Genomic DNA, 15,073 nt, shown 5'->3' with positions numbered 1-15,073 from the left:
TCCCGGATACTGATTTCAATCCCAGATGGATCGGCTGCGGCCGATGCATCCCGCCAAAGGATCCAACCCATGAACAAAGTCCCTCTGACCGCCAGGGGCGCGGACCAGTTGCGCGCCGAACTCGAACGGCTGAAAAGGGTGGAACGCCCGAAGGTGATCGAGGCCATCGCCGAGGCGCGGGCCCACGGTGATCTCAAGGAAAACGCCGAATACCATGCCGCCCGCGAGCAGCAGGGCTTCATCGAGGGACGGATCAAGGAGATCGAGTCCAAGCTGTCCCATGCCCAGATCATCGATGTCGCCCAACTGCCGCGCAATGGCAAGGTGGTATTCGGTACCACGGTCGACGTGCTCGAGATCGACAGCGACCAGGAGCACACCTACATGATCGTCGGCGACGACGAGGCCGACATCAAGCAGGGCAAGATCAGCGTCAGCTCGCCCATCGCCCGGGGCCTGATCGGCAAGAGCGAGGGCGACACCGCCCTGGTCGAGGCCCCCGGCGGCAAGCGCGAGTTCGAGATCTTGGAAGTCCGCTACGAATAGCGAGTTCCCGATCACATCTCCCCGACCTAAGGAGGCCTGTCATGCGCACTGTCGTGTTTTTTGTCGCTTTGCTGTTGGCGGTGGGGCCAGCCCATGCGCTGCGTTGCGGTAATGCCATCGTCAGCAAGGGTGACAGCACCATGACCTTGCGACATGAGTGCGGCGAGCCGACGCAGGTGGAGCAGGTCGTCGACCGGGTGCCCTACCGCGCCTACGATCAGCTGAACAACAGCTATTACACGGCCTACGAAGAGCGACCCTACGAGGTCTGGACCTACAACTTCGGCCCAAACCGCTTCGTGCAGCGGATCGTCGTCAAAGACGGCAAGATCCAGAGTATCGAGAGCCAGGGTTACGGCTACTGACCACAAAGAGACCAAGCGAATGGCAAGTTACAAGACCAATGAATTCAAGGGCGGACTCAAGATCATGCTGGACGGGGATCCATACAGCATCGTCGAGAACGAGTTCGTCAAGCCCGGCAAGGGCCAGGCATTCAACCGCGTCCGGGTGAAGAACCTGAAGACCGGGCGGGTGGTGGAGCGCACCTTCAAGTCCGGCGACTCGGTGGAGGCGGCGGACGTGCATGACACCGAGCTGCAGTATCTTTACAACGACGGTGAGCTGTGGCACTTCATGGACACCGACACCTTCGAGCAGCTGACCGCGGATGCCAACGCCGTGGGTGAGGCCGCCAAGTGGATCAAGGAGCAGGACATCTGCGGCGTGACCCTGTACAACGGCCAGCCGCTGAGCGTCGAGGCGCCCAACTTCGTCGTGCTGGCGATCACCGACACCGACCCAGGCCTGAAGGGCGACACCTCCGGCGGTGGCGGCAAGCCGGCCACGCTGGAGACCGGCGCCGTGGTCAACGTGCCGCTGTTCGTGCAGATCGGCGAGCTGATCAAGGTCGACACCCGCTCGGGCAGCTACGTCTCCCGCGCCAAGGAAGAGTGAGCCCTCCGGCGGCCTCGCTCCCGCCTCGATCCGGCGACCAGAGCGGCACTCCGTCCGGCGTATTGGCTGATTACTGGCGGCCCAGTGCCGCGCTGGCGGTGCTGAGCAGGCGGGCGCGCATGTTTGCCGCCATCCGCGCCCTGTTCGCCGACCGGGGCGTGCTCGAGGTGGAGACCCCGGTGCTGTCGCGCCACGCCACCACCGACCCCGCCCTGGCCAGCCTGCGTCTGGCCACTGCCGATCCGGCACCCACATCCGGCCTGTACCTGCAGACCTCGCCGGAATTCCCCATGAAGCGGCTGCTTGCTGCGGGGTGCGGGCCCATCTACCAGATCTGCAAGGTGTTCCGCGACGATGAGCGCGGACGGCGGCATCATCCCGAGTTCACCCTGCTGGAATGGTACCGGCCCGGGTTCACCTTGCAGGCGCTGATGCTGGAGGTGGCGGACGTGGTCCGCACCGCGCTGCAGCGTCCGGAACTGGAGGTGGAGTTCGTCCGCTACCGCGACCTGTTCCGCGGGGCTCTCCAGGTCGATCCCTGGGAGGCCACCCCCGAGGCATTGCGCGCCGTTGCGCTGGCGGTGCCCGTGCCGGGCAGCGAACACCTGCAACTGGACCGCGATGGCTGGCTGGATCTGTTGATGAGCCAGTGCCTGGAGCCCGGTCTCGGGCGTGAGCGCCTGACCTTTGTGCACGACTATCCGCCGAGCCAGGCCGCGCTGGCACGGTTGCGACAGGACGAGGTGCCGGTCGCCGAGCGGTTCGAGCTCTATCTGCAGGGCATGGAACTGGCCAACGGCTTCCACGAATTGTCCGATGCCGCCGAGCAGCGCCGGCGTTTCGAGCAGGACCTCGCCACGCGTCGTGAGCGAGGCCAGCCCGAGGTGCCGATGGATGTCGAGTTGCTGGCCGCCCTCGCCGCCGGCCTGCCCGACAGTGCCGGCGTGGCCCTGGGGCTCGACCGGCTACTCATGCTCGCGGTCGGCGCTGGGCACATCGACGAGGTCATGGCCTTCCCGGTGGAGCGGGCCTGACCCTGGGTGACACCCAGAAGCATCAAGACGTCAGCCACGCCTGTCGTCGCCGACCGTCCTGCGAAACGGATCAGGCAAAGACGATGGTCTTGTTGCCGTGCAGCAGCACGCGGTCTTCCAGATGGAAGCGCAGGCCACGGGCCAGCACCTGTTTTTCCACGTCCTTGCCCAGGCGGATCATGTCTTCCACCGTGTTGTGGTGGCCGACGCGGACCACGTCCTGCTCGATGATGGGGCCGGCGTCGAGTTCCGCGGTCACATAGTGGCAGGTGGCCCCGATCAGCTTGACCCCCCGCGCCGAGGCCTGGTGATAGGGCCGGGCGCCGACGAACGACGGCAGGAAACTGTGGTGGATGTTGATGATGCGCCCGGGATAACGGGCGCAGATGGGCTCCGGCAGGATCTGCATGTAGCGCGCCAGCACGATCAGGTCCGGGGCGGTCTCCGCCAGGGCCTGCTCCACGGCGCGGAAATGGTCGACCTTGCGCGCCGGGTCCACGGGGAAATGGCAATAGCGCAGGCCATGCCATTGCACATAGCCGCGCAGGTCGTCGTGGTTGGACAGCACGCAGGGGATGTCCATGGCCATCTCGCCGCTGCGCCAGCGGTAGAGCAGGTCCGACAGGCAGTGCGCCTGCCGGCTGGCGAGCAGCACCACGCGCTTGCGCACGCCGGTGTCGTGCACCCGCCACTGCATGCCGAAGCGCTCGGCGACCGGCGTGAAAAGCCGCTGCAGTTCGTCGATGCCGAACGGCAGCGACTCCGCCCGCACCACGTAGCGCATGAAGAACCACTGGCTGGCCGGGTCGGTGTAATGATGGGCCTCGGTGATCCAGCCCCGATGGCCGGCGATGAAATCACTGACCGCGGCGACGATGCCGATCTGGTCCGGGCAGGAGATGATGAGACGGTAGGCGCGTTCCATGATGGGCAGACGGATCGGGTGGTGGCGGGTCAGTGGCCGGGCGCTGGCGGCATTGTCCGTGCCGGCTCGACCAGTGGCAGGGCGGCCGGAAGCTGCATGGTGATGCAGTGCAGGCTGCCGCCCTGGCGGATCAGCGTGCGACAGTCCAGGGGGATGATGCGTCGCCCAGGGAACAGCGGGGCGAGCCGCGCCAGGGCCAGGTCATCCGCCGGGTCGTCGTACACCGGTACCAGCACCGCGCCGTTGATGATCAGGAAGTTGGCATAGGTGCCCGGCAGCGGCTCGCCGTCGCTGTCCTGGAGCGGACCGGGCTTGGGCAGGGGCACCAGCCGGTAGGGCGCCCCGTCCGGCTGGCGCAGCGCGGCCAGTTCCTGCGCCATGGCCGTCAGTTCGGCATGGTCCGGGTCCTGTGCGCCGGGTGATTGCACAAAGCACAGGGTGCCGGGGTCGCAGAAACGCACCAGGGTGTCCACATGGCCGTCGGTGTCATCGCCGCTGAGCTGTCCGTGGTCGAGCCAGAGCACCCGCTCCGCCCCCAGGCGTGCGTGCAGTTCGGCCTCGATCTGTGCCTCGGACCAGCCGGGATTGCGTGCCGGATCCACCAGGGTGCGGCGCACCGCCAGCACGGTGCCGCGGCCGTCGCTGTCGATGGCGCCGCCTTCCAGCACCAGCGGGCTGGCTGCGAATGCCGCATCGCCGAACCAGCCCGCCGCATGCAGCCGGCCGCTGATCCGGTCATCGAGATCGGCCGTGAACTTGCCGCCCCAGCCGTTGAAGCGAAAGTCCAGCAGCGTCGGCCCGGTGTCGTCGCCGATCACCGTGATCGGCCCGTGGTCGCGGGCCCAGGTGTCGTTGGAAGGGGCCAGCGCCAGATGCCGCGCCGTGGCGGCGACGCCGGCCTGATCCAGCCGCGCGGCGACATGGCGGCGGTGCGCCGCGTCATGGCAGACGATGAGCACCGGCTCCTGTTGCGCGATGAGCGCGGCCAGGCGCTGATACAGCGCCTCCACCGCATCCAGGCAGGGGGCCCAGTCGGTGCCGGCGTGCGGCCAGGTCAGCAGCACGCCGGACTGTGGTTCCCATTCGGCGGGCAGTCTGGCCATTTTCTAGGCAGCTGCCTGCTTGCGCCGCTTGCCGGCGGCGCGCGCCGCCTGGGCGATGAACAGGTAGGACCAGCCATTGAAGATGAGTTCGATGGCGACGTACAGGCCGATGAACCAGAGGCCGGATTCCGGCCATTCGTACAGGATCATGCCGCCCAGCACCAGCGACACCAGACCGGATAGTAGGGGCCAGATCCAGCCCCGGGCGGGACGCATCTGGAACGCGATCACGCCGCGCACGATGCCGATGCCCACCAGGATCCAGGCCAGCATCAGGGTGAGCGACAGGGCGGCCAGCTGCGGGTGCAGCACCGTGACCAGTCCGGCGCCGACATACAGCAGCGCGATCAGCACATGCCAGGCGATGCTCTTCCAGCCGCGGCATTTCATGCCTTCAAGCAGCTGCAGCACGCCGCCGACGATGAGCAGCGCACCGATGAACACCGCGGTGACCTCGGTGAACATGAAGGTCATGCCGAGGCCCAGGGTGCCCAGGGCGACGGAGGCAAGGCCAAAGGCCAGCAGCCAGCCCCAGTTCTTTTCAAGCTCGCCGAACACGGTGATTGGGACGGATGTCAGGTTGATGCTGTTGGGCATGGGTGGGGTTCCTCAGGTGTGGTTGACGGGGTATGGGATCAGTGCGGCGGCGCTTCACCGGGCTGTTGCTTGGCCTGTTGCTGGGCATGCCATTCGCTGATGTCCACGTGGCTCACGATGACGCCGCCGGCGGGGTGTTCGATGGGCGAGGCGTGCATCAGGAACCAGCGTTCCTCATCGGGGGAATGGCAGGGATATTTCATCGAGAACGACTCGCTGCGACCGGACATCACGGCCTGCAGGCCCTGGCGGGCGCGCTCGGCGTAGGCGTCGTCTGTGCCGATGTCCAGATCGCAGACATCCAGGTAGTCGCAGCCGACGCCGGTCAGGGCGTCTCCGGGGGCGCCATTGGCCTCGGCGAACCGGCGCCAGGCGCGATTGACCATGGTAATGCGGCCGTCGCCGTCAAGCACGGCCACATGCTCCGGCAGCGAATCCAGCACCGCCTGCAGCCGTTCGGCGTTGCGCAGCAGGGTGATGTCGACAAAGGTCGCCACCGCCCCGGAAGGCGCCTTGCCGCGCACGGCATAGGGCAGCACGCGGGTCAGGTAGATGCGGCCGTTGGCGGCGCGCAGCTCGCGTTGCAGCATGTTGCCGGTCTCCACCGTGCGGCGCAGTTCGCCGATGAACTCCGGGTAGTCCAGCAGGTTGGTGAAGTCGTCGATGGGCCGGCCCAGGTCGCCGTCGCGAATCTTGAACAGCGCGGTGGCCTCGGGGGTGAAGCGCGTGAGCAGCAGATTGGCGTCGACGAAGATGGTGGCGATGGCCGCGGCGCGGGCCATGGTATCCAGGTCGGCATTGAGCCGGTTCAGGATCTCGATCTTTTCCTGGTTCTCGGCGTTGACCGTGTAGAGCTCTTCATTGACCGACTGCAGTTCCTCGTTGGAGCTTTGCAGCTCTTCGTTGGAGGCCATCAGTTCTTCGTTGGTGGCCTGCAGTTCCTCGTTGGCGGTCTCCAGTTCCTCGATGGTGGCCTGCAGGCTCTCGCGCGTTAGCGCCAGCTCGTGCTCGAGGGTCTCGACCCGCTCGCTGGTCTCGTGGTGCATGTCCATGGTCTCGATGCCGTCGCGGGCATCGCCCTGACCGGGGTGGGCGCTGGCCGGCGGCTCGGGCTCGAACGACAGCAGCAGATGCCGCTCGCCCTGCTCCACGTCGATGCTGCGTGCCACCAGCCGCAGCCGCTGGTGCTCGCCGTCGGGCAGTGGCAGCCGCAATACGTCGGAACGGTTGGGCTCGGTGCCGCGGGCGGTCTTGTGCAGCAGCGCCTGGGCCACCGGTGCCAGCGTGGGCGGCAGCAGCTTGGCCAGTTCCAGCGTCATGCTCCCCTCGGGGATGCGCAGGTAGTGGCCGACATCGCCGAACACATGCAGCAGTTCCTGGTTGGCGTTGAGCATCAGCGTGGTGGGCGTGTAACTGCGCAACAACGCGGCCTGGCCGGCCTCGATGCTGGCGGTGGCGCCGATGCGGCGGCCCGGCTGCAGCCGCTGCGCCATGCTGGGGGCCTCCATGCGCCGGGTCAGGCCGCCGGCGCTGGCGTCCAGCGGCAGCGCCAGATGCCGCAGGATGCGATAGATCTTGTGCCTGGAATTGACCGCGGTGAAGTCCGTCTGCAGCCCGGCGAGGCTCTCGCTTGAACCCAGGAACAGGAATCCACCGGGCGCCAGGGCGTACTGCAGGCGGCGCAGCGCGCGGGCCTGGGCATCGGTGCGAAAGTAGATCAGCAGGTTGCGGCAGGACACCAGGTCCATGCGCGTGAACGGCGGGTCTTCCAGCAGGTTGTGCCGGGCGAAGACGATGCTCTGCCGGATCTCGTTCTTGACGACGAAGTGATTGCCGCGCTTGTAGAACCAGTGCTCAAGGCGCTCCGGCGAGACCTCCGTGGTGATGGCCTCGGAAAACACGCCGGCACTGCCGAAGTCGACGTTGTGCTGTTCCACGTCGGTGGAGAAGATCTTCAGCGGCGGCCAGCGCCGGGTGCGCTCGAAGGCCTCGGCGAACAGGATCGCGACGGAATAGGCCTCCTCGCCGGTGGACGAGCCGGGGACCCAGACACGGATGGGCTGATTTTCGCCGCGATCCTTGACGATGGCCTCGATGGCGGTCTCCGCCAGGACATCGAACGAGGTCGGGTCGCGGAAGAAGCTGGTGACCGGTATCAGCAACTCGCGGCGCAGGGCGTTGAGTTCGGTGCGGTCGCCGTCCAGCAGCCGGGCGTACTGCTCCAGATCGGGCATGTGGCGCACCTGCATGCGCCGCTCGATGCGCCGCATCACCGTCGCCGGCTTGTATTCGCGGAAGTTGATGCCGCCCTGGTGGTGCAGCAGGTGCAGGGTCTCCTCCAGCGCGCTCTCGCGGTCCACCGATGCGCTCTCGCCCTGGGGGCGGATGCGCGGACGCGGCGCCTGGCGGATATGGTCGAGCACCCGCGGGCCCAGCTGCTCCGGTGGCAGGATGGCGTCCACCAGGCCGGTGGCGATGACGCTGCGCGGCATGCCGTCGAACTTGGCCGATTCCGGCTCCTGGGCCAGCAGCAGGCCGCCGGCGTCGTTGATGGCCACCGCGCCACGGGTGCCGTCGGAGCCGGTGCCCGAGAGCACCACGCCGATGGCGTACTTGCCGAAGTCGCGCGCCAGGGCGGTGAAGAACAGGTCGATGGGCAGCGACAGGCCGCGCGGGTTCTTGGGGCTGAGCCGGAGCTGTCCATGGGAGACGCTCATGATGCTGGCCGGCGGGATCAGATGGACCCGGTTCGGCTCGATGGTCATGCCGTCTTCCACGGTCACCACGGACATGCGCGTATGACGGCTCAGCAGATTCGCCATCATGCTCTTGTGGTCCGGCGACAGGTGCTGGATCACCACATAGGCCGCGCCGGACTGGGCGGGCACGGCGCGGAAGAAGCGCTCGAGGGCGTCCAGGCCGCCGGCGGAGGCGCCCACCGCGACGACATAGAATCTGGGCTCGGCCTGGGTGCCGGTCTGGGTGCCGGTCTGGGCACCGTCAGGGTGGGCTGGATCGGAATTCCTGCTGATGTCGGCCATGGCGTCAACGGGTGCCTTGCTGGGACAAACCTGGTTTGCTCGCCCGTGGATTGTACGCCTTTACGTCCGCTGCCGTGGTGCCGGCAGGGCCGAGCGGCGTTCGCTTGATCCGTGTCAGGTCGAACGCTTGACCTGACCGGACCGAGGGCGCCAACATGATCAGCTTTGCGACAGGTGCCCCGGCGTGTTCTTGCACGCCCGGGGTTAAACGGGAAGCCGGTTCGGTCGGGGTCTTGTCAGAGGCCTTCGGCGATGCCGGCGCTGCCCCCGCAACGGTAGGCGAGTCAAGCCGCAACACGAGGCCACTGTGGTCCCGGCAACGGGCCATGGGAAGGCGTTGCGGTTCAGGGTCGGCCCTTTATCGGCCCCCCTGCGCTCGCGAGCCCGGAGACCGGCCCGCCGCAATCCCCTGGTGCTGCGGAGGGCGGTGCGGGCGGCTGTTGTGCGCCTGCGCGCCCGGCGGTGGTCATCACGTCCTCTCGGTATCCGTTCCAGATCGGCCTTCGCGGGTGAGCGGGGGCCCAGAGAGGCATTCATGACCAGACCAGTTTCCCTCGTCGGCCGCCGGCGTCATGCCGGTGCGCCCCTTCCTGCCAGCCGCTTTTTCACCTGCCCTGCCGGCTTGATCCTGCGGGCCTTGCCGCTGGTCGGCATCCTGGCCGCGCCCGCCATCGCCGCCGTCGAAACGGCCACCTCGGAGGTCTCGCCCATCGTCGTCACCGCCACGCGCACCGCCGAGACTGCGGACGAGACCCTGGTCTCCGTCACCGTGGTGACCCGCAAGGAGATCGAGCAGCAGCAGTCCTTGAGCACCCTCGACATCCTGCGCGGGCTGCCGGGGGTTGCGTTGAGCAATGCCGGCGGCGCCGGCAAGAGCTCGAGCCTTTATCTGCGCGGCGCCAATTCCGACCAGGTGCTGTTTCTGGTCGACGGCTTCAGGGTGGGTTCCGCCACCACAGGCCAGACCGCGTTTCAGAACATCCCGGTGGCTCAGATCGAGCGGCTGGAGATCGTGCGCGGCCCGCACTCCAGCCTGTACGGCTCCGATGCCATCGGCGGCGTGGTGCAGATCTTCACGCGGCGGGGCGGCGGCCCCCTGCGCCCCTTCTTCAACACCACTGCGGGCACCTATGGCACCGCCGGCATCGCCGGCGGTCTCTCGGGTGGCGGCGAGCATGGACGATTCAGCCTCAGCGGCAATGTCGAGCGAACCCAGGGGTTCAACGGCTGCCGTGGCCGCGGGGCACCGTACTACGACGGCTGCTTCACCGATGAGCCGGACGACGACGGCTACAGCAACAAGGGCGTCAGCGCCAACGTCGGCTACGACCTCGGCGATCGCGCCAAGGTGGACCTGATCTTTCTCCGCGCCGAGACCGACGTCGAGTTCGACGGTTCGTGGGTGAACGAGAGCCGGGGTCTGCTGCAGGTGCTGGGTGCCACCGTCAGGCTGCGTCCGCTGGAGAACTGGGAGATGTTGCTGCGAGCGGGGCGCAGTTGGGACGAGGACAGCAGCTACAAGGACGGCGCCTACGTCGGCCGTTTCGACACCCGCCGCGACAGCCTGTCCTGGCAGAACGATGTCGCCGTCGGCGAGAACAGCCTGGTGACGCTCGGCATCGACTATACCGAGGACCGAATCACCAGCAACGACGCCTACTCGGTGACCTCGCGGGACAACACCGGCCTGTTTGGTCAGTACCAGGGCTGGTTCGGCCCGCTGCGACTGACGGCGAGCCTGCGTCATGACGACAACGAGCAGTTCGGCGGGCACAACACCGGCGACATCGCCCTCGGCTATGATGTCGGCCCGGCGCTGCGGCTGATGGCATCCTACGGGACCGCCTTCACAGCGCCGAACTTTAACGACCTCTACTATGTCTCGCCCAGTCCATTCTTTGCCGACGGCAACCCGGACCTGCAGCCTGAGCAGAGCCGCAGCCTGGAGGTCGGCGCCTCGGGGCTGTTCGACACCTGGCGCTGGTCGCTGAACCTGTTCCAGACCGAGGTGGACGATCTGATCGTGCTTCAGCCGCCGCTGTATTTCGCCGAGAACATCGACCGCGCGCGGATTCGGGGGCTTGAAGGCACCCTGACCGGCCAGTTGCTCGGTGTTGACATCGGCGTCAATCTGACCCTGCTCGACCCGCGCAACGAGTCCGACGGCCCCAACGACGGCAACCTGCTGCAGCGCCGCCCGGAACAGACCTTCCGGCTCGATCTGGACCGAACCTTCGGCCGCTTCAGCGCCGGCACCGGTGTGGTGGTCTCCGGGCGAAGTTTCGACGATGCCGCCAACACCGTGCGCCTGGACGGCTACACCCTGGTGGATCTGCGCGCGGAGTATGCCTTCAGTGACGCGCTGCGGCTGCAGGCGCGGCTCGACAACCTGTTCGACGAGGACTACGAGACCGCGGCCTGGTACAACCAGCCGGGACGGGGGCTCTACGTCACCCTGCGCTACGCGCCCTGACACCGGCGAGCGGTCGATCGGCGCACTGCTGCCGAGGCAGCTCACCACCGCCCCTTCACCACGATGAACTGAGGCAACCAATGACCGCATCAACACACTGGGTCTGCACGCCCGCCGCCGAACTTGATGCCGCCATGGGCCGGGCGGCCGCCGCCCGCCAGGCGCAGTTGACCAAGCCCCCGGGCGCGCTAGGGCGGCTGGAGGAGGTCGCCCTGCGGCTCGCCGCCATGCAAGGCCGGGAGCGGCCCTCGGTGGAGCGAGTGCGCATCTGCGTCTTCGCCGCCGACAATGGCGTCGTGGAGGAGGGGGTCTCGGCCTTTCCGCCATCAGTGACGATGCAGATGGTCATGAACATGGCCGCCGGCGGGGCCGCCATCAGTGTGCTGGCCCTGGCGCTGGAGGCGGACATCGAGCTGGTCAATCTCGGTACCGCGACGCCTATGTCACCGCATCCGGCGGTGCGCGATGCGACCATCGCGCCCGGCAGCGCCAACCTGGCGCGGGGGCCGGCCATGACCGATGCCCAATGCGACCAAGCGCTGGCGCAGGGCCGAGCGGCGGCCCTCCGTGCCATCGACGCCGGCGCCGAGTTGTTCATCGGCGGCGAGATGGGGATCGGCAACACCACGGCGTCGGCGGCGGTGGCCTGCGCGCTACTGGAGCAGCCGGCTGCGGCCCTGGTGGGGCCGGGCACCGGTCTCGACAGCGCCGGCGTCAAGCACAAGCAGCGCGTGGTGGCGCGTGCCCTGGAACGGCACCGTCGTGCCGCGCAGGCAACGCCGCCCGACGCGGGGCGGCCCGCACCCGCTGCCGTGCTGGCCTCCCTGGGCGGTTTCGACGTCGCCGCACTTGCCGGCGCCTATGTGGCCTGTGCCCAGCGTCGGCTGCCTGTGCTGCTGGACGGTTTCATCAGTTCCGTGGCTGCGCTGGTCGCGGTGCGTCTGTGCCCTGGCGCCGCCGACTGGATGCTGTTCAGCCATGCTTCGGCGGAGCCAGGCCATGCCTTGGTGTTGCAGGCCTTGGGCGGGGTGCCGTTGCTGGATCTGGAGATGCGATTGGGAGAGGGCAGCGGGGCGGCCACGGCGGTGCCGCTGCTGCGTCTCGCCTGCCGGCTGCATGGCGACATGGCCACCTTTGCCGAGGCGGGGGTGAAGGGGCAGGCGCCGCTGTCCGCGCCACAATGAAAAAGGGGGCCGCATGGCCCCCTAAAAGCAAGGCCCGGCCGGAAGGCCGGGCGAGCTGTTCGGCCTCAGCCGAAGATGTCGTGCACGATGTTGTTGTACCAGCTGTAGGCATACTCCACTTCGCGCGCTAGCGCGAAGTCCGGTGCGTCCATGGGGGTCAGGCCGCCCGCGCCCTCGACACCGGCGATGGTGCTGCCGTCCTCGCTCAGCTTGTAGACCGCGGCAACGGAGATGCCGTAGTCCTTGCCGATGATGGAGTAGCAGGTGTTGACGTAGGCCGGGGTGCCGGGCTCGTTGCCGTTCAGCAGGGCCACCACCGCGGCCGCGGCGACCTTGCCCTGGCTGTTGGCGGAGTAGCCGGACTTGGGCATGGCGCTGGCAATGGCCGCGTCACCGATGACATGGATGCCCTTGTGCAGCGTGGACTCGAAGGTCTTCTTGTCCACCGGGCACCAGCCGCTGTCGTCCGCCAGGCCGGCGTCGATGGCGATCTGGCCGGCTGCCTGGGGCGGGATGATGTTCACCACCGCGCCTTCGACCGTTTCGAAGCTGGTCTCGACGGTCATGTTGGCGGGGTCAACGGCGGTCACGGCGGCATCCGGTCCCGGTCGCCACTCGATCAGGGCGTTCTCCGTGCCGAAGCCATACAGCCGCTCCCAGGCCTGGGTGAACAGGCCCTGCTTGGAGAAGGCCTGCTTGGAGTCGAGGATCAGCACCTTGGACTTGGGCTTGTTTTCCTTCAGGTACCAGGCGATCTGGCTGGCGCGCTCGTAGGGGCCGGGGGGGCAGCGGAACGGGTTCGGCGGGGCCGAGATGATGACCACGCCGCCATCGTCCATGGCCTCGATCTGGCTGCGCAGCAGACGGGTCTGGTCGCCGGCCTTCCAGGCGTGCGGCATGCGGGTGTCGGCCACCTCGCTGCTATAGCCCTCGATCTTGTCGTAGAGCATGGAGACGCCGGGGGAGACGATGCAGCGGTCGTAGGGCAGTTCCTGTCCGCCGCTGGTCTTGACCACCTTCTTGTCGGCGTCGATGCCGGCGGCGGCCTCGTGAATGACCTTCACGCCGCGTGCCTTGAGCCCGTCGTAGTTCTGGGCGATCTCGTCCATGCTGCGGTGGCCGCTGAGCACCTCGTTGCTCATGTAGCAGGTGTAGTAGACCGTGTTTGGCTCTACCAGGGTCACGTCGATGCCCTCGTCGGCCATCTTGATGTACTTGGCCGCGGTGGCGCCGCCGGTGCCGCCGCCGACGATGACCACCTTCTTGCTGTTGCCCAGGGCGATGTTGGGCAGGCCGATGGCACCGACGGCCGCGACGGCGCCGGTTGTCTTAACGAATTCGCGTCGATTCATGGTCATGATGCTTCTCCTCCTGGACGTGGCTCAATCTTCGTCGTCGTCGTCGCCGCCGGCGCTCTCGAAGTCGCTGTAGGCGGCGTAGAACGCGTACAGTGCATCGACGGATTCCGCTCCGTGATCTTCGATCATGGCCTCGAGTTTCTTGCCCATCTTCTTAGGCAGGATGCGACGACCTTCCTGGAAGTCGCTCATGGCGTACTTCAGGTACGGCGTCCACTGCCCGGCGAGGATGTAGTAGTCCTCCTCGTCCGGCACCGGCTTGCCGCCTTCGATGTGGCATTTTTCACAATACTTGTCGTGCAGCTTGGCGCCCTGGTCCACCAGTGGGTGGTTGAACTCCTGTGCTGCCGGAATGAATTCCTGCGCGTGGAAGAACTCACCCATCTTTTCCAGTTCTTCTTCGGAGTAGCCGCGGGCGATGCGGCCCATGATGGTGGAGTAGGTGTCGCCGCTCTGGAAGGCCAGCATCGTGTCGACGAACACCAGCGGGTCCATGCCAGCAATGGTGGGCGATGCCGGGCCGACGCTGTTGCCGTTGGTGCCGTGACAGCCGGCGCAGGTGTCGGCGAGCATCTTGGCGGTCGCCCCTTCCGCCATTGCACCGGATGAAAGTCCGAGGGCGAGGGTCCCGCCAATGAGCGCCAGTTTTGTTGTCAACTTGGCCATACTTCCTCCTTTAGGAATGTTGTGGCTTTCGAATCGGGCGAAGCGTGTCGGCTCCGCCATGCCGGACTGCGGCATTCTGTCTGCCGCTGGTCCGGGCATCAGGGTTGGTGTGCGCTGAGTCAGTGCTGCACCAGTGCGGTGATGGCTGCCTGATTCCCGCTGGCATTGGCCAGATCGGCGGCCGTGTGGCCATCGCCGTCCGTCAGCGCCGGGTCGGCGCGATGCGCCAGCAGGGTGGCGATCAGTTCTGCGTGGTTGCTGGCCACGGCCTCCATCAGGGGCGTGCGACCGTCGATGTCCTGGACATTGGGATCGGCACCCTGCGCCAGCAGACGCTCGACGATCTGCCCGTGGCCCCGGCTGACGGCCCATGTCAGGGCCGTGGCGTCCAGGGCGTCGCGCGCGTCGATGTCGGCGCCGGCGGCGAGCAGCCGGTCGACGACGGCCGGATGTCCCCGGTCGGCGGCGATGATCAGGGCGGTGGCGTCCTCATTGTCGCGGGCGTCCGCGTCGGCACCATGGTCCAGCAGCAGGTCGACCACGTCGGCATGGCCGTTGGCGGCGGCCTGCATCAGCGCGGTGCGTCCGTCGCGATCCGTCGCCTTGGGGTCGGCGTCGCGGTACAGCAGCTGCTGCACCATCTGCATGATGCCGTAACGCGCGGCGATCATCAGGGAGTCCCAGCCGGCGCGGGTGCGATCATGCACATTGGCGCCACGCTCGATCAGCAGCGCGGTCAGGCCGATATGGCCGTTCTCGGCGGCGAAGGTGAGGGCGGTGCAGCCGGCCACGGTGCGCGCGTTGACATCGGCGCCGCGGCTGAGCAGTAGCGCGACGGTGTCCAGGCTGTTGCTCTCCACGGCGATCATCAGGGCCGTCTTGCCGAAGCGGCTGGGGGCGTCGACGCCGGCACCCTGATCGAGCAGATCGGCAATGGCCTCGGTGTCGCCGATCATGGCCGACAGACGCATCTGGTGGGCCAGCTCATCGCTGCCGTTGCCAGCGCCGGTGCCGGTATTGGCGACGGCCAGGGTGCCGCCTGTTGCGCCAAGTGCGATGGCCAGCGCGCCGGCACGCAGCAGCGCCTGCAGGATGTCCGGACGGCGGTGCTGGGACATGGCGGCGAGGCTCCCGGGGGCGTGTCGTGAGGACGCCCGCTGCGCCCGGTGACCGATAATGACCGCAGTGG

General features: G+C 67.5%; 13 protein-coding genes and 1 riboswitch. Of the genes, 6 read left to right on the top strand and 7 right to left on the bottom strand.

The window, feature by feature from the left end:
• The first annotated feature begins 69 nt into the window (after window positions 1-69).
• The 4 genes from greA (at window position 70) to epmA (ending at window position 2,537) form a co-directional block, all read left to right on the top strand.
• Complete coding sequence (gene greA, locus F2Q65_RS08110; protein ID WP_150092228.1) at window positions 70-546, top strand: transcription elongation factor GreA; 477 nt, start codon at window positions 70-72, stop codon at window positions 544-546.
• A gap of 41 nt (window positions 547-587) precedes the next feature.
• Window positions 588-911, top strand: coding sequence for a DUF2845 domain-containing protein (locus tag F2Q65_RS08105; protein WP_150092226.1), 324 nt, complete (start codon window positions 588-590; stop codon window positions 909-911).
• Between the two features lie 19 nt (window positions 912-930).
• A complete protein-coding gene (gene efp, locus F2Q65_RS08100) occupies window positions 931-1,503 on the top strand; it encodes an elongation factor P (RefSeq protein WP_150092224.1) in 573 nt (190 codons plus the stop codon).
• Window positions 1,504-1,565: 62 nt separating this feature from the next.
• A complete protein-coding gene (gene epmA, locus F2Q65_RS08095) occupies window positions 1,566-2,537 on the top strand; it encodes an EF-P lysine aminoacylase EpmA (RefSeq protein WP_150092222.1) in 972 nt (323 codons plus the stop codon).
• Between the two features lie 70 nt (window positions 2,538-2,607).
• Here the strand turns inward: epmA and purU are convergent, their stop codons facing one another.
• From purU to F2Q65_RS08075, 4 genes are read right to left on the bottom strand one after another with little or no spacing between them, the layout of a single operon-like run.
• Complete coding sequence (gene purU / locus F2Q65_RS08090; RefSeq protein ID WP_246156072.1) at window positions 2,608-3,465, bottom strand: formyltetrahydrofolate deformylase; 858 nt, start codon at window positions 3,463-3,465, stop codon at window positions 2,608-2,610.
• Window positions 3,466-3,491: 26 nt separating this feature from the next.
• Window positions 3,492-4,565 (bottom strand): agmatine deiminase family protein, encoded by a 1,074-nt coding sequence (locus tag F2Q65_RS08085; protein ID WP_150092218.1) that lies wholly within the window; start codon window positions 4,563-4,565, stop codon window positions 3,492-3,494.
• Between the two features lie 3 nt (window positions 4,566-4,568).
• On the bottom strand, window positions 4,569-5,162 hold the full coding sequence (locus F2Q65_RS08080; RefSeq protein ID WP_150092216.1) for an HdeD family acid-resistance protein: 594 nt from the start codon (window positions 5,160-5,162) through the stop codon (window positions 4,569-4,571).
• Window positions 5,163-5,200: 38 nt separating this feature from the next.
• On the bottom strand, window positions 5,201-8,203 hold the full coding sequence (locus F2Q65_RS08075) for a chemotaxis protein CheB (protein WP_150092214.1): 3,003 nt from the start codon (window positions 8,201-8,203) through the stop codon (window positions 5,201-5,203).
• Window positions 8,204-8,358: 155 nt separating this feature from the next.
• Window positions 8,359-8,617, top strand: a riboswitch (cobalamin riboswitch).
• 121 nt (window positions 8,618-8,738) lie between these two features.
• Between F2Q65_RS08075 and btuB the strand changes: the two genes are divergently transcribed.
• Window positions 8,739-10,676, top strand: coding sequence for a TonB-dependent vitamin B12 receptor (btuB, locus tag F2Q65_RS08070; protein WP_150092212.1), 1,938 nt, complete (start codon window positions 8,739-8,741; stop codon window positions 10,674-10,676).
• An 80-nt stretch (window positions 10,677-10,756) separates the two neighbouring features.
• The gene (cobT, locus tag F2Q65_RS08065; RefSeq protein ID WP_150092210.1) at window positions 10,757-11,860 is read left to right on the top strand and encodes a nicotinate-nucleotide--dimethylbenzimidazole phosphoribosyltransferase; all 1,104 of its coding nucleotides are present in this window, start codon (window positions 10,757-10,759) and stop codon (window positions 11,858-11,860) included.
• Window positions 11,861-11,925: 65 nt separating this feature from the next.
• Here cobT and F2Q65_RS08060 read toward each other — a convergent pair whose 3' ends face one another.
• From F2Q65_RS08060 to F2Q65_RS08050, 3 genes are read right to left on the bottom strand one after another with little or no spacing between them, the layout of a single operon-like run.
• Entirely contained in the window at window positions 11,926-13,218 is a 1,293-nt protein-coding gene (locus F2Q65_RS08060) for an FCSD flavin-binding domain-containing protein (protein WP_150092208.1), read from the bottom strand.
• A gap of 24 nt (window positions 13,219-13,242) precedes the next feature.
• Entirely contained in the window at window positions 13,243-13,944 is a 702-nt protein-coding gene (locus F2Q65_RS08055) for a c-type cytochrome (RefSeq protein WP_342782229.1), read from the bottom strand.
• Window positions 13,945-14,003: 59 nt separating this feature from the next.
• On the bottom strand, window positions 14,004-15,002 hold the full coding sequence (locus tag F2Q65_RS08050) for an ankyrin repeat domain-containing protein (protein ID WP_150092206.1): 999 nt from the start codon (window positions 15,000-15,002) through the stop codon (window positions 14,004-14,006).
• Between the last annotated feature and the right edge of the window lie 71 nt (window positions 15,003-15,073).

This window comes from Thiohalocapsa marina, from assembly GCF_008632335.1.
Taxonomy (GTDB): Bacteria; Pseudomonadota; Gammaproteobacteria; order Chromatiales; family Chromatiaceae; genus Thiohalocapsa; species Thiohalocapsa marina.
The sequence above is the reverse complement of the archived record's forward strand: the minus strand, read 5'-3'. Positions and strand labels throughout refer to the sequence as shown.